General features: G+C 72.2%; 18 protein-coding genes, 1 other RNA gene and 1 pseudogene. 9 read left to right on the top strand and 11 right to left on the bottom strand.

Translation table 11 applies throughout. The annotated features are described in order from the left end of the window. Positions 1–58: 58 nt before the first annotated feature. Positions 59–859, bottom strand: a complete 801-nt coding sequence (gene yaaA / locus LZ604_RS05450; RefSeq protein WP_234513009.1) for a peroxide stress protein YaaA — start codon at positions 857–859, stop codon at positions 59–61. Positions 860–990: 131 nt separating this feature from the next. Between yaaA and LZ604_RS05455 the strand changes: the two are divergent. Together LZ604_RS05455 and rnpB are read left to right on the top strand one after the other, a co-directional pair. Further along, positions 991–1,544: pseudogene (locus tag LZ604_RS05455) on the top strand (Uma2 family endonuclease); the annotation flags it as partial. 56 nt (positions 1,545–1,600) lie between these two features. Then, positions 1,601–2,004: RNase P RNA component class A (gene rnpB / locus LZ604_RS05460), an RNA gene on the top strand. 80 nt (positions 2,005–2,084) lie between these two features. On the opposite strand, the gene LZ604_RS05465 is transcribed toward rnpB, so the two are convergent. Together LZ604_RS05465 and LZ604_RS05470 are read right to left on the bottom strand one after the other, a co-directional pair. Continuing rightward, the gene (locus tag LZ604_RS05465; RefSeq protein ID WP_234513010.1) at positions 2,085–2,432 is read right to left on the bottom strand and encodes a MazG-like family protein; all 348 of its coding nucleotides are present in this window, start codon (positions 2,430–2,432) and stop codon (positions 2,085–2,087) included. Positions 2,433–2,479: 47 nt separating this feature from the next. Next, a complete protein-coding gene (locus LZ604_RS05470) occupies positions 2,480–3,025 on the bottom strand; it encodes a DoxX family protein (RefSeq protein ID WP_234513011.1) in 546 nt (181 codons plus the stop codon). A 155-nt stretch (positions 3,026–3,180) separates the two neighbouring features. On the opposite strand from LZ604_RS05470, the gene LZ604_RS05475 reads away from it, so the two are divergent. The 5 genes from LZ604_RS05475 to LZ604_RS05495 all read left to right on the top strand — a co-directional run bounded on the left by LZ604_RS05475 (position 3,181) and on the right by LZ604_RS05495 (position 9,402). Continuing rightward, positions 3,181–4,446: a D-alanyl-D-alanine carboxypeptidase family protein gene (locus tag LZ604_RS05475; RefSeq protein ID WP_234513012.1), complete on the top strand. Its 1,266-nt coding sequence runs from the start codon at positions 3,181–3,183 to the stop codon at positions 4,444–4,446. Between the two features lie 430 nt (positions 4,447–4,876). Then, entirely contained in the window at positions 4,877–6,241 is a 1,365-nt protein-coding gene (locus tag LZ604_RS05480; protein WP_234513013.1) for a multidrug effflux MFS transporter, read from the top strand. Further along, the gene (locus LZ604_RS05485) at positions 6,181–7,368 is read left to right on the top strand and encodes a serine hydrolase domain-containing protein (RefSeq protein ID WP_234513014.1); all 1,188 of its coding nucleotides are present in this window, start codon (positions 6,181–6,183) and stop codon (positions 7,366–7,368) included. The genes LZ604_RS05480 and LZ604_RS05485 overlap by 61 nt, the downstream gene beginning before the upstream one ends. Before the next feature lie 12 nt (positions 7,369–7,380). After that, positions 7,381–8,373 carry a small ribosomal subunit Rsm22 family protein gene (locus tag LZ604_RS05490; protein ID WP_234513016.1) on the top strand — a complete coding sequence of 331 codons (993 nt, stop codon included), beginning with the start codon at positions 7,381–7,383 and terminating at the stop codon, positions 8,371–8,373. A gap of 294 nt (positions 8,374–8,667) precedes the next feature. Continuing rightward, complete coding sequence (locus LZ604_RS05495; RefSeq protein WP_234513018.1) at positions 8,668–9,402, top strand: bifunctional DNA primase/polymerase; 735 nt, start codon at positions 8,668–8,670, stop codon at positions 9,400–9,402. Positions 9,403–9,420: 18 nt separating this feature from the next. Here the strand turns inward: LZ604_RS05495 and LZ604_RS05500 are convergent, their stop codons facing one another. The 4 genes from LZ604_RS05500 to efeO form a co-directional block, all read right to left on the bottom strand. After that, a complete protein-coding gene (locus LZ604_RS05500) occupies positions 9,421–10,422 on the bottom strand; it encodes an SCO2278 family lipoprotein (protein WP_234513020.1) in 1,002 nt (333 codons plus the stop codon). 86 nt (positions 10,423–10,508) lie between these two features. Beyond that, positions 10,509–11,384, bottom strand: coding sequence for an iron uptake transporter permease EfeU (gene efeU, locus LZ604_RS05505; RefSeq protein ID WP_234513021.1), 876 nt, complete (start codon positions 11,382–11,384; stop codon positions 10,509–10,511). Between the two features lie 3 nt (positions 11,385–11,387). Further along, positions 11,388–12,677: an iron uptake transporter deferrochelatase/peroxidase subunit gene (efeB, locus tag LZ604_RS05510; RefSeq protein ID WP_234513022.1), complete on the bottom strand. Its 1,290-nt coding sequence runs from the start codon at positions 12,675–12,677 to the stop codon at positions 11,388–11,390. Between the two features lie 12 nt (positions 12,678–12,689). After that, positions 12,690–13,823, bottom strand: coding sequence for an iron uptake system protein EfeO (gene efeO / locus LZ604_RS05515; protein WP_234513023.1), 1,134 nt, complete (start codon positions 13,821–13,823; stop codon positions 12,690–12,692). 198 nt (positions 13,824–14,021) lie between these two features. Between efeO and LZ604_RS05520 the strand changes: the two genes are divergently transcribed. Beyond that, positions 14,022–14,666 carry a PhzF family phenazine biosynthesis protein gene (locus LZ604_RS05520; RefSeq protein WP_234513024.1) on the top strand — a complete coding sequence of 215 codons (645 nt, stop codon included), beginning with the start codon at positions 14,022–14,024 and terminating at the stop codon, positions 14,664–14,666. A gap of 17 nt (positions 14,667–14,683) precedes the next feature. On the opposite strand, the gene LZ604_RS05525 is transcribed toward LZ604_RS05520, so the two are convergent. Together LZ604_RS05525 and map are read right to left on the bottom strand one after the other, a co-directional pair. After that, positions 14,684–15,352 (bottom strand): biliverdin-producing heme oxygenase, encoded by a 669-nt coding sequence (locus tag LZ604_RS05525; protein ID WP_234513025.1) that lies wholly within the window; start codon positions 15,350–15,352, stop codon positions 14,684–14,686. Positions 15,353–15,479: 127 nt separating this feature from the next. Then, on the bottom strand, positions 15,480–16,337 hold the full coding sequence (gene map / locus LZ604_RS05530; RefSeq protein WP_234513026.1) for a type I methionyl aminopeptidase: 858 nt from the start codon (positions 16,335–16,337) through the stop codon (positions 15,480–15,482). Positions 16,338–16,398: 61 nt separating this feature from the next. Between map and LZ604_RS05535 the strand changes: the two genes are divergently transcribed. After that, positions 16,399–16,629: a hypothetical protein gene (locus LZ604_RS05535; protein WP_234513027.1), complete on the top strand. Its 231-nt coding sequence runs from the start codon at positions 16,399–16,401 to the stop codon at positions 16,627–16,629. 25 nt (positions 16,630–16,654) lie between these two features. Here LZ604_RS05535 and LZ604_RS05540 read toward each other — a convergent pair whose 3' ends face one another. After that, on the bottom strand, positions 16,655–17,911 hold the full coding sequence (locus tag LZ604_RS05540) for an MFS transporter (RefSeq protein WP_234513112.1): 1,257 nt from the start codon (positions 17,909–17,911) through the stop codon (positions 16,655–16,657). 155 nt (positions 17,912–18,066) lie between these two features. After that, positions 18,067–18,669, bottom strand: coding sequence for a hypothetical protein (locus LZ604_RS05545; protein ID WP_234513029.1), 603 nt, complete (start codon positions 18,667–18,669; stop codon positions 18,067–18,069). Positions 18,670–18,767 lie beyond the last annotated feature (98 nt).

Genomic DNA, 18,767 nt, shown 5'->3' on the forward strand with positions numbered 1-18,767 from the left:
CGAGGGCAACCAGGTGGTGCAATCAACGTTGCAGAGAATGCAATACGACAGACGCCGCTCAGTGGATCTCGGTCACCACCACATCCAGCGACCAGGCCTTCCCCGCCCGGACCGGCGCCTCGGCCTCCACCGCATACCCCAGGTCCCGCAGCGCCTCCACCAGCTCCGCGGGGTCCGCCGGGACGGCCCCCGCCGTCAGCAGGCTGCGGACGATCCGCCCCTTGGTGGCCTTGTTGAAGTGGCTGACCACCGACCGCTTCTCCACCCCGTCCACCATGCGGGAGTGCAGCACCCGCACGGTCGCCGTCCGCCCGGCGACCTCGCCCTTCGGCTTCCACGCGGCCGCGTAGGCGGACGAGCGCAGGTCGAGCACCAGCCCGTCGCCGGCCGCCTCCGGCAGGGCGGAGGCCATCGGTGTACGCCAGTACGCGCCGAGTGCGCCCAGCCCGGGCAGCTTGACGCCCATCGAGCAGCGGTACGAGGGAATCCGGTCCGTCACGCGGACCGCGCCCCACAGACCGGAGAAGACAAGCAGGGACCCGGCCGCGCGCCGCCCGGCCGCCGCGTCCAGGGAGGCGAGGTCCAGGGCGTCGTAGAGCACACCGGTGTAGATCTCCCCGGCGGGCCGCGCCCCCGCGGTCCGCAGCGCGGCGTTCTTGGCGATCTCCCCGCGCAGGCCCTCGCCGATCCCGAGCACCTCGCGCGCCTTGTCCTCGTCCCCCGAGCACAGCTCGACCAGCTCGCCGAGCACGGCCTCCCGCGCGGCGCCCAGTCCGGGCAGCGACAGCGACTCCGGCCGCAAGGGGGCACCGTTCCCCGACGGAGCCTTGCCTTCGGACGGGGGCAGCAGGACCAGCACGGGTTCTCCTTCTCTCGGGCTCCGCGCCAGCGTACGGGGTCGGACGTCCGCCCCCTGACGCGCGCGTGCTCACCCCGTGCGTCCCTGACGGAGAGCGTGCCCATGCGCCACCATCGAGGGGACGGTTCCCGATCCCGCGCACGCCGGCGGAGGGCTTGCCGGAGATCTTCCCGGCCCTCGACACCCCGGAGGGCTTCCGGGCCGAACCGATCGAGGGGAGATCGTTGTGACACCGCTGCCGGACGGGGATCACGAGGACTACATCGAGCTGATCGTGAACCAGGTGTACGGGAGGTCCCGCACGCCCATGCAGTTCTCCGGGAACAAGGGCTTGATGCTGACGAGCGGTGGCGGCCGGCCGAGGGATCACGTGATCCCCGACGGCACGTTCGCACCCAGGGAGCTGCGGCTCTTCCGGGGTGCCGACTCCTGGACGCCCTGCCACGGTGTGGCGATGGTTCTCGAGGTGACCTCCACCAAGCCACGCAACGACCGCGAGACCAGACGCCGTTGCCATGCCCGTGGCGGCATCCCGCCCTACCTGCTGGCCGACCGCGACGCCTCCTCGGTCACGCTGTTCAGCGACCCGGAGGACGACGACTACCGCCGGCACCGCACCCTGCCCTTCGGCAAGCCGCCGGCCCTTCCGGAGCCCTTCGCCTTCGAGCTGGAGACGAAGGGGTTCCTCTGGCCGCCGGAGCGGCCGGGGCGTGGGCCCGGTACCATGGTCGTCACGGCAGACGAGCCGGGCGGACGGCCGCGTGGAGGTTCTCTGGACCTCCCCGAGGAACGTCCGGGCTCCACAGGGCAGGGTGGTGGCTAACGGCCACCCGGGGTGACCCGCGGGACAGTGCCACAGAAAACAGACCGCCGGGGATCTCGGTCCTCGGTAAGGGTGAAACGGTGGTGTAAGAGACCACCAGTGCCCAGGGTGACCTGGGCAGCTAGGTAAACCCCACCTGGAGCAAGGTCAAAAGGAGCCGCCCTCACAGGCGGCTCTGCGCGGACGCTTGAGGGCTGCCCGCCCGAGTCCGCGGGTAGACCGCACGAGGCCGGCGGCAACGTCGGCCCTAGATGGATGGCCGTCACCGAGGGGCCCGCGAGGACCCCCGGTACAGAACCCGGCGTACAGCCCGACTCGTCTGTCGTTTCGGATCTCCTTGTCCGAGGCGTCGGTGCATCGTGACCTCCAAGGGGCCGGAGCGCCTCAGGAACCCCGAGCGACTCAGGAACCCCCGTCCGGCGCGCCCAGCGAGCGTGTTGTGACGCGCTCCAGATGGGTCGTGAACACCTCGCGCGCGTCCGGGGTCATCGTGCGCAGCGCCACCAGGGCCGTGATCACCACATCGCACAGTTCCGCCTGGACGTCCTCCCAGCTGTGCGTCGTGCCCTTGCGGGGGTTCTGCCCCGTCGCGCCGATCACCGCCTGGGCGACCTCGCCGACCTCCTCCGACAGCTTCAGGACCCGCAGCAGCAGGCCGTCCGCGCCGCCCTGCGCGCGGTGCGTGTCCAGCCAGGCGTGCAGCCGGCCGATCGAGTCCCAGAGGTCCGCGGGGGCGCCGTGTTCGTTCATACCCGCAGCGTGCCATGCGGCCGGCGCTCCCCGGACACGCTCTCCGGCTACTCGTCGAACAGGGTCTCCTGCTCCCCTTCCCTCTGCCTCCGCAGCCGCTTGTTCCGTGTCCCGATCACCAGTGTCGTGGCCGCCGCCGTCACCGCGAAGGCCGCCGGGACCATCCAGTCGCGGTTCACGGCATGCCCGAACAGCGCGTCCACGGAGAGCCGGCCGGGCCCGCTGATCGCCAGGCCCGCCGCCGTGAGGCCGAGCGTCGCCGCGTGCTCGTAGCCGCCGCTCTGGGCGAAGAAGCCGCTGGGCACGTGCACCGCCGCCGCCCCCGCCATCGCGCCGGCCGCCGCCGCGCCGGCCGCCGGTGTCGCGAGGCCGAGCGCCAGCAGCGTCCCGCCGCCCGCCTCCGCGAGCCCGGCCGCCGTCGCGCTCGCCTTCCCCGGGTGGTAGCCCACGGACTCCATGAACTGCCCCGTGCCCTCGATACCGCCGCCGCCGAACCAGCCGAACAGCTTCTGCGCACCATGGGCGGCCAGCACGCCGCCGGCGCCCAGCCGGAGCAGAAGCAGTCCCACGTCACGTCGGTCGACACAGTCCACGATCACTCCCGGGCCAGACAACAGGAACCGTTCCTGCTCCGCGTTCCCACCGTCCCATCGCCCACTCGCACACGGCCCGCCCACGGTGCCGTTCGGGTGGCAGGGCCCGCACGGGCCGGGGCACGCCGCCGGGCACTCCCCGTGGTGACCCCGTCATGACCCGGCCTTTGCCGCCCCTTTGTCACCCCGTCGCGTGCTGCCACAGGCTCCCTTTGTACGGTCCCGGGGTGCGTGATTCCGCTTCGTTCCCCCCTCGTGGCGCGCGCGTGTCGCGGCGTGCCGTTCTCGGGCTCGCCGCCGCCGCGCCGCTGACCGTCGCCGCGCCCGTCCGGGCAAGTCCCGGGCGCTCCGCGACCGTCGGCGGTGCACGCCTCGGCGGCTCGGGCGTGCAGGTGCAGGGGGCCGCCGCCGGCCTGCCGAGGAGACTCACCGCCCGCTCCTGGCTCGTCGCCGACCATGCGAGCGGCGAGGTGCTGGCCGCGTACAACGCCCACCGGCGGCTTCCGCCCGCCTCCACCCTGAAGATGCTGTTCGCGGACACCGTGGTCGGGAAGTTCGAGCGGAGCCTGACCCACAGGGTGACCGACGCCGAACTCGCGGACGTGCCCGCGGGCTCCAGTCTCGTCGGCATCAAGCCCGGAATCACCTACACCGTGGAGCAGTTGTGGCTCGGTGTCTTCCTCCGCTCCGGGAACGACGCGGTGCACGTGCTGAGCCACCTCAACGGCGGGCTCGAGAAGACCGTCGCCGAGATGCAGGCCAGGGCCGAGGACCTGCAGGCCCTCGACACCCATGTGGTCAGCCCCGACGGCTTCGACCACAAGGGACAGCTGTCCTCGGCGTACGACCTCACTCTGTTCGCCCGCCACGGCCTGAAGAACGCCGACTTCCGCGGGTACTGCGCCACCAGGACCGCCGACTTCCCGGCGGGCGGCAGGAAGACCTTCCAGATCCAGAACACCGACCGCCTGCTGACCGGCGCGTGGGGTCTCGGCACCTACCAGGGCATCATCGGCGTCAAGAACGGCTACACCAGTCACGCGGGCAACACCTTCACGGGGGCCGCCACCCGCGGGGGCCGCACCCTTCTCGTGACCGTGATGCACCCCGAGCCCGGCGGCAACGGCGTCTACGAGGAGACCGCCGCCCTGCTCGACTGGGGTTTCGCGCACGCGGGGACCGCCCGGGCCGTGGGCGTGCTGGTGGAGCCGCTCAGCGAGGGCGGGGCGAAGGCGACGCCCGCGCCGGCCAGGGCGGGGCGCGGGGAAGCGCCGGGCGCCGGGGATGCCACCGCGCGTGACAGCTCGTCATGGGGCCTGGCCGGCGGGGCCTCGGGAGTGCTGGCGCTGCTGGCCGGCGGGGCGTACGCGCTGCGGGGACGCCGGCGGCGGGAGGCGGCGGAGGGGCGTCACCGGCGTTGACGCGGGTGTCACCGGACGCCGTCGAGGGGCGGCGGGCACACCGACGATGTGCGGGCAGCCGTTCCGCGATCCGTGCGCACCCCGCGGTCCCATGCGGGGTCCACCCCCTGCCGGTCCGCGGAACGGCTGCCACCCCCCTGGAGTGGTCCGGAATCCCACCACTTCAACTGTGAAGTTTTGGTGGAGGAGTATCGAGCATAAGCCCGCCACCTACCCGCATGGTGCGGAGTTTTATATTCCGCTTGTGTAGGTTGAACGATCGCCCAAAGCCCGGTCGCCGCGTCGCCGATGTCGCGCTGACCGACCGCTATCCGGCTGTCCCGTCCGTCATGGATCCCGCAACGCAAGGAGCGCCTTCGCGACCGCTACGCCTGCCACCCCGAAGGAGCTGAGAGCATGGAGGGCGGACCGTGAGGAGAGGGAGGGGTACATGCCCGAGCGTGGCCGCACCACGCCGCACCACAACGAGCCGGAAGGCCACATACCCGCGGCGGAGGCGACGGCCTCCGCCGCGCCCCCGCCGACCGCCGGAGCCGCGGCCCCCGCCCGGGACGATGCCGCGCTCCGCCGCACCGGTCTCCTCGTCACCTTCCTCCTCGGCGGCCTCACCGCCACACCCCCGCTGGCGATGGACATGTACCTCCCGTCGCTGCCGGAGGTCACCACGTCCCTGCATGCGCCCGCCGCGACCGTGCAGCTCACCCTCACCGGCTGCCTCGCCGGCATGGCGCTCGGCCAGCTACTGGTCGGCCCGATGAGCGACAAGTGGGGACGGCGGCGCCCGCTGCTCGCGGGCCTGGCCGTCTACGTCGTCGCCACCGCGCTGTGCGCGCTCGCGCCCTCCGTCGAGGCGCTCGTCGCCTTCCGGCTGGTGCAGGGGCTTGCGGGCGCCGCCGGGATAGTGATCGCGCGTGCCGTCGTCCGCGATCTGTACGACGGCGTGGCCATGGCCCGGTTCTTCTCCACCCTCATGCTGATCTCCGGGGCCGCGCCGATCGTCGCGCCGCTGATCGGCGGCCAGATTCTGCGCGTCACCGACTGGCGGGGTGTCTTCGTCGTCCTCACGGCCGTGGGGATCGCGCTCGCCGCGCTGGTCTGGGCAAGGCTGCCCGAGACGCTTCCCCCGGCAGGGAGGCAAGGCGGGGGAGTGGGCGCGGCCCTGCGCTCCGTGCGGGCCCTGCTCGCGGACCGCGCCTTCACCGGCTACACCGTCGCGGGCGGCTTCGCCTTCGCCGCGCTCTTCGCCTACATCAGCGCCTCCCCGTTCGTGGTCCAGGAGATCTACGGCGCCTCCCCGCAGACCTTCAGCCTGCTGTTCGGCCTCAACTCCGTGGGGCTCGTGGTCGCCGGGCAGATCAACGGCAAGGTCCTGGTGGGGCGGGTCGGTCTGGACAAGGTGCTGGCGGCGGGCCTCACCGTCGTCACGCTCGCCGCGGCCACGCTGCTGCTGATGGCGACGGGCGTCCTCGGGCCCGTCGGGCTCGCCCCGGTCGCCACCGCCCTCTTCGTCCTCATGACGGCGATGGGCTTCACCCTCCCCAACACCCAGGCGCTGGCCCTGATGCGCACCCGTCACCACGCCGGGTCCGCCTCCGCGCTGCTCGGCACCTCCTCCTTTCTCATCGCCGCCGTCGTCTCGCCGCTCGTCGGGGTCGCGGGCGAGCACACCGCCGTCCCGATGGCCCTCGTCCAACTGGCGGCCGCACTGGTGGCCGCCACCTGCTTCATGGCACTGTGCCGTCCCTGGAACACCCGCACACGCGCGGGCGTGGAGAGAGTGGGGGAGGAGAGCTGAGCGCGCCGAGACTGCGCATCGACACCCCGGAGAGGGCCGGGCTCGATCCGGAGGAACTGCGTCTTGTCGTCCGGGACCTCCACGACGCCGTCGGCGGGGAGCGCCCCTGGGCGGCGGGTGCCGTGGTGATCGCCGGGCGCGGCCCGGTGATCGCCCTGGAGGAGGCCGCGGGCTGGGCGGTCCGCTACGCCGCGTACGACGCGGAGACGGACCGGGGCGTCGAACTGCCGCCCGAGGCACGGGTGCCGATGACCGTGCACACGCCCTTCGACCTGGCCTCGCTCACCAAACTCTTCACCGCGGTCGCCGCGATGCAGCAGCTGGAGCGCGGCACGCTCGGCATCGACGCGCGCGTGGCGTCGTACCTGCCGGAGTTCCACGCGGCCGCGGAACACGGCATCACCGTACGGCAGCTGCTCACGCACACCTCCGGACTGCGGCCCGAACTCCCGTTGTACGACTGTCCTTCGCCTGCGGCCCGGCTGGCGTTGCTGCGCGCGGAGGCCCCTGCCGCCGCGCCCGGCACCCACCGCTACTCGGACCTGAACCTGCTGCTGTTGCAGTACGTCCTGGAGCGCATCACCGGCCGCACCCTCGACGTACTCGTCCGCGACGGCATCACCCGCCCGCTCGGGATGACGGCCACGGGCTTCGGGCCGTGCCCGGACGCGGCGGCCACGGAGGACCAGCGGCGGCCCTGGGCCAAGACGGACCGGGGCATGCTGCGGGGGGTGGTCCACGACGAGAACGCGTGGGCGCTCGGTGGTGTGGCCGGGCACGCGGGCCTCTTCTCGACGGCACGGGACCTGGCCGTCTTCTGCCGCGCCCTGCTGTCCGGCGGCTCCCACGGACCCGCCCGCATCCTGGGCCCCGACTTCGTCGAGCTGATGCTCACCGCGCCGGGCCTGGGCTTCGCGGTCGACCAGCCGTGGTTCATGGGCGCGCTGGCGGGCCGGGGCGCGGCGGGCCACACGGGATTCACGGGCACGTCCCTGGTCCTGGACCCCGCGACGGACACCTTCCTCGTCCTCCTCGCGAACACGGTCCATCCCCGCCGCCGGGACCCGGACCACCGGCTGCGGGTCGCAGCGGGGGACCGGCTGGCGCGGGCGATCCGGGGCACCTGAGAGAATCGGTGGGTGAACGCCCCCGTCTCCCCAGCCGACACCCTTCGCGCCGCGCTCGCCGGACTGCTCGACGGGCTTCCGCCCAAGCAGGCCGCGCAGGCCGTGGAGCGGCTGATCGTCAACTACCGGGGGCGCACCCCGACGGACGCGCCCGTGCTGCGGGACCGTTCGGACGTGGTCGCGTACGCCGCCTACCGGATGCCCGCGACGTTCGAGGCGGTGTCAGCGGCGCTGGCGGCGTTCGCCGACGCCGTGCCCGGATGGACGCCGGGGAGCCACACGGACATCGGCGGCGGCACGGGTGCGGCGACCTGGGCCGTCAGCGCGACCTGGGACGGGCAGCGCCCGGTCACCGTGCTCGACTGGGCCGAGCCCGCGCTCGCGCTGGGCCGGGAGATCGCCGCCGCGAACCCGGCGCTGACGACCGCCGCCTGGCACCGCTCTCGTATCGGATCGGGACTCTCCCTCGAGAGCACCGATCTCGTCACGGTCTCCTATGTCCTGGGCGAGCTGACCGAGGGTGACCGTGCCGCGGTCGTCGACGCCGCCGCGGCCGCCGCGCAGGCCGTCGTGGTCGTCGAACCCGGCACCCCGGACGGCTACGCCCGCGTCATCGAGGCCCGCGACCGTCTGATCGGCGCCGGATTCCGCGTCGCCGCGCCCTGCCCGCACAGCGCGGCCTGCCCCATCGTGCCCGGCGAGGACTGGTGCCACTTCTCGGCCCGGGTCAGCCGATCCTCGCTGCACCGCCAGGTCAAGGGCGGTTCCCTGGCGTACGAGGACGAGAAGTTCAGCTATGTCGCCGCGGCCCGCTTCCCGGTGCGGCCGGCCCGCTCCCGGGTCGTCCGCAGACCGCAGATCCGCAAGGGCCAGGTGCTTCTCGACCTGTGCGGCCCGGAGGAGTCCCTGCACCGCGACACCGTGACCAAACGCCACGGCCCCCTCTACCGGGCGGCCCGAGACACGCACTGGGGCGCCCCCTGGCCCCCACCGCACGAGGACTGACGCACAGGCCCTCAACCGCGCCGCACGAAACGGGCCGGTCTCATCGGGCCGGTCTCGTCGGGCCGGTCGTCGTCGGGCCGGTCGTACGGCGGTGCGAAAGGGCACTCCGTCGGGCACCTCTCGGCCTTCCCCTCCGCCGGACACATAGTGGTAAATCCCGCAATGCCCTCTCATACCGGCTCGCGGTTGGCATCGCCCCGGCTACCCCGGTTGGGGGCCCCGGTCACCCGGGGCTCAGGATGGTGGGACGATGGGGGGATGATTCCCGACCACGGCAGTGAGACGAGGGGATAGATGAGCGCAGAGTTCGGCCGCCGCGCGGGCGGGCAGGGCAGGATCTCCCAGTGGCTGCGTGGACGCCGTCCCGCCCGTCTCAAGGAGGACGCCGACGGCGGCCGTGAGGCGATGCTGCTGGCTGCCGCCGCCGCGGGACTGCCGCTCGCGCCCGCCGCGCACCCCGTCGGCTACCGCTGCTCCTGCGACCGCATCGGCTGTCCCACGCCCGCCCGGCACCCCGTCTCCTTCGCCTGGCAGACCCAGTCCACGACGGACCGGGCGCAGGTCGAGCGCTGGGCCCGGCACCAGCCGCAGGCGAACTTCATCACCGCGACCGGGATGGTGCACGACGTGCTGGACGTCCCGCGGGAGGCCGGCGAGGAGGCCCTGGAGCGGATGCTCGTCTCCGGCGTGGAGGTGGGACCGGTCGCCGCCACCGGCGACGGGCGCATGCTGTTCTTCACGCTGACCCGCGGCACCCCCGAGGACGAGGACGAGTGGTGGCCGTGCGCGCTGGACTGCCACCCGGAGACGATGGACGAGCATCCGGGCCTGCGCTGGCACTGCCGGGGCTCGTACGTGCTCGTACCGCCCGCGCAGCTGCCCGGTGAGCTCACGGTCGAGTGGGTACGGGGGCCGGAGCACGCGCTGCCGGATCCGCTGAGCCTGCTGGAGCACCTGACGGACGCGTGCGCCCGGTACGCCGGGGACGCCCCCGAGGACCGGCTCGCGGGCTGGCCGCACCACCACTGAGCCGGAGCGCCGGGGCGGCTACTCGCCCTGTGCCCCGGTCAGCCCCTGCACCCGGCTCAGGAATTTCACCTTGCCCCGCGCCGGGTCCAGCACCGCCTGGTTCGAGATGAACTGAAGCGTCAGCGACTGCTTGACCTCGCCGGTCACCAGAGCCTTGATGTTCGCGTCGGTGATGTTGATGTTCACGCCCCGCGCGGCCGTCTGCTTCTCGTAGTGGCGCGTGGCGAAGAACACCAGCGCGCCGCCGTCGGTGGTGCGCAGCCCCACCGGGGCGTACGCGCCGTTCGTCAGCGGCTGGTCGATGTACTGCCGGGCCAGCCCGGGCTTGCGCGCGTCCGCCAGCCGGCTGGCCCGCCACTGTGAGGTGTGCGGCCCGGGCGCGAAGGCTTCGCCGCCGCTGTGGAGATACGAGGTGTACGCCGCCGGGAGCCGGCGCGGGCGCACGGCGAGCGCCGCGTCGTCCGCGGTGACGGGCTTGGCCCAGCCGTCCTTGTCCGTCTCGAACGCCGGCACGTCGTTCGCCGCGAGGATCGTCAGATACGACACCGCCCACACCTTGTCCGGGCCGGAACGGGTGAAGACGAGCAGCCAATGGGCGTCCGCGCTGCCCTTGTTGGCGTGGGTGTCCGCGACGAACCAGCGGGGCCAGCCGGCCTTCTTCGGGATCGTGAACCTGGCGTCGGTGAGCGTCAGCGGGGAATGGCCGGGATTGCCGCCCGGGTTGTTCGTGTGCCCCGCCTCCAGCTTGCCGGCGTCGATGTCGGCGAGGGCGCCGGCGACCCGGTCCGCGTCCTTCGAGCGGTCGTAGGTCTTGTCCGCCTTGTTGTAGGCGGCGAGGAAGTCCTTGAGCGCGCGGGCGGCCTCCGCCCTGGCCGCCGTCGGCACGACCTCACGTTCGCCGTGGACGACGACGCAGCCGCTCGCCCCCATGGACACAGCGGCGGCCAGCGCCGCCGCCAGGGCGAAACGGCTGCGACGACGAAACGTTCGAGGGTTGCGATCCCCGCGATCCCTGCTCATCAGTGACCTTCACCTTCCCCTTCCCGGAGGCGAACCCTACCGGGGCGGGGAGCCGGGCGGGCGGGGGGTTCCCCAACCCGCCTGCGTCACTCGGACGCGGGTACCTTCGTCTCGACCGCGGGGGCCGCCTCGTCCGCCTGCCGGCCCGTCAGCCGGGCGATGAGCTCCGGGGTGACGAGGAAGACGGCCAGGGTCGGAACCAGGTACAGGGCCCAGATCGTCAGCTGGACGACCGTCGGGTCCGGCTGGAAGTTGAAGACGCCCTTGAGCAGGGTGCCGTACCAGCTGTCCGGCGGGATGACACCGCTGATGTCGAAGGCCAGGTCCGTCAGACCCGGGATCCAGCCGGCCTCCTGAAGGTCGTGGAAGCCGTACGCGAGGACGCCCGCGGCGACGACGACCAGCATGCCGCCGGTCCAGGTGAAGAACTTGGCGAGGTTGATCTTCAGGGCACCGCGGTAGAACAGCCAGCCCAGCAGGACCGCGGTGGCCAGACCCAGGGCGACGCCGATGAGCGGGCGCGGGGTGCCGTCGCTGGCCGCGTGCACCGACGCCCACACGAACAGCGCGGTCTCCAGGCCCTCCCGGCCGACCGCCAGGAACGCGGTGGCGACCAGCGCGCCCGTGCCCATCGCGAGGGCCGCGTCCAGCTTGCCGTGCAGTTCGGACCTCAGATGCCGTGCCGTGCGCCGCATCCAGAAGACCATCCAGGTCACCAGGCCGACCGCGATGATCGACAGCGAGCCGCCCAGCGCCTCCTGCGCCTGGAACGTCAGCTCCTGCGAGCCGAATTCCAGGACGCAGCCGAAGCCCATCGCGAGCGCCATCGCGATGCCGATGCCGGTCCAGATCGGCTTCAGGGCGTCCCTGCGGCCGGTCTTGACCAGATAGGCGATCAGGATGCAGACGACGAGGCTGGCCTCCAGCCCTTCGCGCAGGCCGATCAGATAGTTGGAGAACACGGGCTACGCCTCCTCGGACAGCAGGGTCCGGCCCCACCAGTCGTCCTTGTCGCGGACGCCGGGCGGCACGGCGAAGACGGCCGAACCGACGTGCTGGATGTACTCGTTGAGCGCGTCGGACGCCGACAGTTTGCGCTGCAGCGGGATGAATCCCTTGCGGGGATCGCGCTGGTAGGCGAGGAAGAACAGACCTGCGTCCAGGCGGCCGAGCCCGTCCGTGCCGTCGGTGAAGGAGTAGCCGCGGCGCAGGATCGTGATCCCGCCATTGGAGTCGGGGTGCGCGAGCCGTACGTGCGCGTCGGGCTTCATCGCCTTCAGGAACGGCGTGTCGTGCTCCTTCGCCTTGCCGACGGGAGCGCCCTCGCCCTTGTCGCGGCCGAAGACGTCCTCCTGCTCCTGCAGCGAAGTGCGGTCCCACGTCTCGATGTTCATGCGGATACGCCGGGCCACGAGGTAGGAGCCGCCCGTCATCCAGCCGGGCCCGTCGCCGTCGCCGACCCACACGAACTTCTTCAGCCGGTCCGTCTCCGTGCCCGCGATGTTGCGGGTGCCGTCCTTGAACCCCATGAGGTTGCGGGGCGTCTGGGCGTCCGGGGTGGTCGACGAGGTCTTGCCGAAGCCGAGCTGCGACCAGCGGATGGCGACCTTGCCGAAGCCGATCCGGGCCAGGTTGCGGATCGCGTGCACGGCGACCTGCGGGTCGTCCGCGCAGGCCTGGACGCACAGATCGCCGCCGGTGCGGGACTTGTCGAGATTGTCGCCCGGGAACGGAGGCAGATCGACCAGCGCGTCGGGCCGCTTGCCGCCCAGCCCGAACTTCTCGAAGAACGACGGCCCGAAGCCGATGGTCAGCGTCAGCCGCGACGGCTTGAGGCCCAGTGCCTCACCGGTGTCGTCCGGCGGGGCCTCGGCGAGCCCGCCGTAGGCGCCCCCACCGACCGCCTGGCCCGCCGTCATCCGCCGCGCGGCCGCAGTCCAGTCCTTCATCATCTGCACGAACTCGGCGCGGTCGTCGGTCTTCACGTCGAACGCGGCGAAGTGCAGCCGGTCCTGGACGGGCGTGGCGATACCCGCCTGATGCGTGCCGTGGAACTCGACGGCGGCACCCGTCGTGGCGCCCGCCGGGTCCACGTCGTCGCCGGTGCGGGTCATGGCCACCGCGCCGCCGGCCACGGCGGCGCCCAGCGCGAGTCCCGCGCCGCCCCAGCCGATCAGGGCGCGTCGCGAGGGGGCGGGAGAGGAGGTGGCGGTGGTCTCCGGAGCGGTGGTCTCCGGAGCGGTCGTGTCCGTCATGGTCCTGGCTCCTTACTTCACAACCGCGGCGGCGAGCTTCGACAGCGGCTCGGCGAGCGCGTTCACCGCGTCCGAGAGTTCCTTGCGGTCGTCCTTGCCGACCTTGTCGTAGGAGACGAAGTCGTAGGAGGTCTTGTCCGTGCGGTACTTGTGCAGCAGCGCGTTCAGCGCCGTGAACTGCTTGTCCAGCTCGGTGACCAGTGCCGCGTCGTTCTTCTGCGCCACCGGCTTGAGAAGCTCGTAGGCCTTCTGCGCGCCCTCGACGTTGCCCTTGAAGTCGACGAGGTCGGTGTGCGAGTAGCGGTCCTCCTCGCCGGTGACCTTGCCGGTGGCGACCTCGTCGAGCAGTTCCTTGGCGCCGTTGGCCATGGAGGTCGGGGTGATCTCGGCCTTGCCGACCCGGCTCTGCCAGTCCTTCAGGTCCGTGACGAGCCGGTCGGCGAGGGTCTTCTCCTCGGCGCCGATCTTCTGGTCCTGCCAGAGGGCCTTCTCCAGCCGGTGCCAGCCGGTCCACTTCTGGCCCTGCTCCAGGCCGTCGGCGCGGGTGTCGACCTTCGGGTCGATGTCACCGAAGGACTCCGCGACCGGTTCGGTGCGCTCCCAGCCGATGCGGGAGGGCGCGTACGCCTTCTTCGCGGCCTCCAGGTCGCCGTCCTTGACGGCCTTCACGAAGGCCTCGACGCGGGGCAGCGTCTCGTCCGCCTGGTCCTGGGCGTACGCGCGGTAGTCGGCGACGGCCTTGTCCAGCCTCGGGTCCCGCTTGGCCACCGAGCCGCCGGTGACGGTCAGCTTCTGCCGTACGCCGTGGCCCTTCATACCGGGCCGGCAGGCGATCTCGTAGGAACCGGCCTTGACCTCGGCGGTCAGCGTGTACTTGGTGCCCGGGCCGATGTTCTCCTTCTCGGAGACGATGCGGTCGTCCGGGAACACGATCTCGACCTCTGTGGCCTTCGAGCCCTTGTTCTCGATGCTCAGCGTCACGTGGCCGGCCGGCACGGACTTCGCGGAGGTCTTGCACGTGGAGTCGGCGGCCGTGACCTGGATCGCGTCGCCTTCCTTGGCGTCGCTCTTGGCGGTGCAGGCCGTGACGGTGGTCAGGGCTGCCGCGGCGGCTGCGGTGACGACGGAGAGTCGGACGGCTCGCATGGGTGCTCCAGGCTCAGGGCGGGGCAGTTCGGTGAGGCTGCCCTAACTTACATGAGGCTTACCTGACTAAAAACCACCCCTGCCGTGATTCGGCCTTCGAGAAAGATCACAGGCACGACTTCATCACGACCGCCGACGGCTGAGACCGAGGCGCGGTCGAACGGCGGCCGAGCGGGCGTGGGGTGCTTCAATGCCCGCGTGACTGACTACGACGTGCTGCGTGTCTTCTGCGGACCGCGCGGTGCATACGGCAACGAACTGGGCGTCGTTCGCGACGGTTCCGCGATCCCGGAGCGGGGTGACCGCCAGGCGTTCGCCGCGAAGCTCGGCTTCAGCGAGACCGTGTTCGTCGACGACCCCGAGCGCGGCGTCATCGACATCTACACACCCACCCTGCGGCTGCCGTTCGCCGGGCATCCCTGTGTAGGCGCGGCCTGGCTGCTCGACGTACCGGAACTCGTCACTCCGGCCGGGGTGGTGCAGGCGCGCCTGGACGGCGAGTTCAGCTGGATCGAGGCCCGCCCGGAGTGGGCGCCGCCGCGCACGCTGCGGCAGTACGCGACGGCGGCCGAGGTCGACGCCCTGGACGTCCCGCCGCCAGGGGAGTGGATCTACGCCTGGGCCTGGGAAGACGTGGCGGCGGGCCGGATCAGGGCGCGAGGATTCCCCGGGCGTGACGACGGCATCGACGAGGACGAGGCGACGGGCGCGGCGGCCCTGCTGCTGACGGCCCGGCTGGGCCGCGCGCTCAACATCCGCCAGGGGGCGGGTTCCCAGATCCTCACGGCCCCGCAGCCGGAGGGATGGGTCGAGGTCGGGGGCCGGGTCGTCCTGGAGCGCTGAGGGCCGCCGGGCGCCGGCTAGGCGCTCTGCGGGAACTCCTCGCCCAGGGCCCGCAGGACCGCAGTGTTCATCGTGTAGGCCCGCTCGCATTCGGCGACGACCCGCTGTTTCTCCAGGTCGTCCACCCGGATCCCGTCCAGGAGTGCCCGGTATGCCCGCTTGAAGGCGGCCGGGTTGGCGATCCCCTCGAACACATAGAACCGCACCCCATCGCCCTTCCGGGTGAAACCCCAGGTCCTCTCCGCGGTGTCGCGGATGATCTGGCCGCCGGCGAGGTCGCCCAGATAGCGGGTGTAGTGGTGGGCCACGTAGCCGCCGGGCCACTGCTCGGCGCACTCCCGCACCCGGGCCGCATACGCCCGTGTCGCGGGCAGCGCGGTGAGGCCGGCCCGCCAGCGGCGGCCGCGCAGATGCGTGAGGTCGCGCTCCAGCGCGGCCAGCCGGAACAGCTCCGGCCGTACGAAGGGGCCGGCCACCGGGTCCCCGGCCAGCCGCTCGGCGCCGGCCTCCAGGGCCTCGTACACGAACCACAGCTGCTCGGTGTACCGCGCGTACGCCTCGATGCCGAGCCTGCCGGCGAGCAGATCGGTGATGAAGGCCGAGGTGTTCGCTTCCCGGTGGCGGTCGTAGGACGCGGTGCGCAGGAGCGTCGAGAACTCCGTGCGGGACGGGTCCGGCGCGTTCATGGGGCCTCCACGGGTTTGCCGACAGTCTGTCGGTAAGACCGTACCCAGGATGCCGGGGCCTCTCCATACGACGGAGCCCGCTCCATGGGCGGAGCGGGCTCGCAGACGCGGACGGAGCGTCGGGGGCCTACGGCAGGGTCAGAATCTCCGCGCCCGTGTCCGTGACGACCAGCGTGTGCTCGAACTGGGCCGTACGCTTGCGGTCCTTCGTGACGACCGTCCAGCCGTCGTCCCACATGTCGTACTCGTATGTGCCGAGGGTGAGCATCGGCTCGATGGTGAACGTCATGCCGGGCTGCATGACCGTCGTCGCGTGCGGGCTGTCGTAGTGCGGGATGATCAGCCCGGAGTGGAACGACGAGTTGATCCCGTGCCCGGTGAAGTCCCGCACCACGCCATAACCGAACCGCTTGGCGTACGACTCGATGACCCGCCCGATGACGTTGACCTGCCGTCCCGGCCGGACGGCCTTGATCGCGCGGTCGAGGGACTCGCGGGTGCGCTCGACCAGCAGCCGGGACTCCTCGTCCACGTCGCCGACCAGGTACGTGGCGTTGTTGTCGCCGTGGACGCCGCCGATGTACGCCGTCACGTCCAGGTTGATGATGTCGCCGTCGCGCAGGACCGTGGAGTCCGGGATGCCGTGGCAGATGACCTCGTTGACCGAGGTGCACAGCGACTTGGGGAAGCCGCGGTAGCCGAGCGTCGACGGATAGGCGCCGTGGTCGCACATGTACTCGTGCGCGACCCGGTCCAGCTCGTCCGTGGTGACGCCCGGGGCGATCAGCTTCGCGGCCTCGGCCATCGCCCGGGCCGCGATCCGACCGGCGACGCGCATCGCCTCGATGGTCTCCGGGGTCTGCACCTCGGGCCCGGAGTACGGGGTCGGCGCGGGTTTGCCGACGTACTCGGGGCGCCGGATGTTTCCGGGCACGGAACGGGTGGGAGACAGCTCTCCTGGTACGAGCAGCGACTGGCCAGACATGCCAGCGAGTCTATCCAGCGCGTCTACGGGAACATGGGCCCTGGTGAAAGGAGCTCCTGCAATGGCGCTGTTCAAGAAGCGGACGGTCGGGAAGCCCGGAGAGTGGTACTACTGCCTGGAGCACCGCAAGGTCGAGGAGGGCCCGGAGTGCCCGGCCAAGGACCGCTTCGGGCCGTACGCCTCCCGCGGGGAGGCCGAACACGCGATGGAGATCGCGCGCGAGCGGAACGACGAGTGGGACACCGACCCCCGCTGGCACGACGCTCCCGCGGGCGAACGGGAGGACGACTGAGCGGGCGGGGCGGGCGGGCCGCTCCTCAGCCCGCCGTCCCCGCCCGCCGCGCCCTCATACGACGGGCGTGTTCGTTGGTGCGGGCGTCGTAGTCCATCAGCGCCGGGAGGCACAGGGCCAGCAGGGCCACCGCGCCCGTGCACACCAGGCCGCCCGACCAGATCGACGTACGGACGCCCCGCCACGCCGCCATCCCGCCGGAGCGGACCTGGCCCAGCTGGGGGCCGACCGAGTACGACAGCAGCTCGATCCCGGCCAGGCGGCCCCGCAGCTCGTCGGGGATCGTCTGGTTCCACATCGCACCGCGGAAGATTCCGCTGATCATGTCGAAGCAGCCGCCGAGCGTGAGGAACAGCAGCACCAGCCAGACGTTCCGCACGACCCCCGCCGCCGCGACGGCCAGGCCCCAGCCCGCCGCCGCGAGGACCACCATCCGGCCGTGCCGGTGGATGCGTGATGTCCAGCCGCTGGTCAGCGACACGACCAGGGCTCCGGCCGGAATGCTCGCGTACATCAGCCCGAGCGACCACGCGGCCCCCAGTTCGTCCGCGAGGAACGGCAGCACCGCCAGCGGCATCGCGAAGAGCATCGCGGCGATGTCGACGACGTACGTGCCCAGCAGCTCCTTCCGGCTCCAGGCATACCGTGCGCCCTCCGCGATCGACCGCAGCGAGGGCCTCGCCGCCTCGCGCGACGCGGGGGAGGCGGCGAGTCCCACGACCAGCGTGACGGACACCGCGAAGGTCACCAGGTCGGCGGCGTACGCCCAGGCCAGGCCCGCATACGCCACCACCACACCCGCCAGCGCCGGGCCGGCGACCCCGCCGACCGTCCAGCGCAGGGAGTTGAGCGAGGCGGCGGCGGGCAGATGCTCGTGCGCGACGATGCGCGGCACGAGGGAGTCGAGGGCGGGGCGCTGGACCGAGGCGAGCGCCGAGGTCAGGGCTGCGACCAGGTACAGCGGCCAGACCCGGGGCTCGGGCAGCACCGCGTTCAGCAGCAGGGCGGCGCACAGCAGGCCCTGGCCGGCCTCCGTGTGGACGATCAGCTTGCGCTTGTCCAGGGCGTCCGCGAGCGCACCGCCGTACAGGCCGAAGACGATCAGAGGGACGAGTTCCACGGCCCCGATCGCGCCGACGGCCGCCGTGGAGCCGGTGAGCTCCTTCAGCTGCACGGGCAGTGCCACGAAGGTCAGGAAGCTGCCGAAGTTGGTGATAAGCCCGGCCAGCCAGAGCCTGCGGAAGTCCGCCGAGGCCCGCCAGGGCGCGAGGTCGGGGAGCAGGGCGCGCGGCCGGGCGCCGGGTTCCGCGTCGGCGGGCGGGTCCGGGGCCGAGGTGGGGGTGTGCGAGGCAGCCGGCGGGCAGTGGGAGGTGTCTTCGGTCACGGCGGGCCATGCTCAGCCGACCCGGCGCCCGGGACAACCGGTTTTCCGGGCGCTCACCAGCGTGTCGGCGGCGGTGACGTCAGCTGGTCGGCCAGGCGTGACAACCGGTCCCGGAAGCGACGGCGGCCCCGCGGAACCGGCAGCGCGTTCTCCCCGGCCGCCGCGCTCACCAGGTGCTGCACCGTGTCCAGGTCGAGGTCCGTGTCCACCGGCACGGTCAGCGCCTCGTGCGCCATGGCCACCAGCTCGCGGTCCCCGGACTCCAGCGCCAGCACCGTGGCCCCGGCCCGTCGCGCGTCATGGACCCGTTCCAGCAGCCCGTCCCCCGGCGCGGCGGGCGACACCACCAGCAGCGTCTCCCCACGCCGGGCCGCCGACAGCCGCCCGAGCCCCACCGCCAGATGCGCCGGATCCGACGGCCGCGCGGCGTGCCGGACCAGCGTCGGCGACAGCTCCGGCATACCCGACCAGGCCGCCTCGTCGACCAGGTGCGCGGCCAGGTGCCAGGGCTCGTACTCCTCCGTGCCGACCAGCAGCAGCCCGCCCCCGTGCGACACCACGGAACCGCGCAGGGTCCCCGCGAACCGCCGCGTGGCACCCAGCCACTCGGTCCCGGCGAGCACTTCCCGCAGCAACGCGACCCGTACGGCGTCCATACGAAGGCATCCTGCCGCAACCGGCCACTCGTGACCCGGAGTTCATCCCGAATTCGCCCCGACCGGGCAAAGAGCCGACCCAGGGTTCACAGGAGCCG

Source organism: Streptomyces glomeratus (genome assembly GCF_021462825.1).
Taxonomy (GTDB): domain Bacteria; phylum Actinomycetota; class Actinomycetes; order Streptomycetales; family Streptomycetaceae; genus Streptomyces; species Streptomyces glomeratus.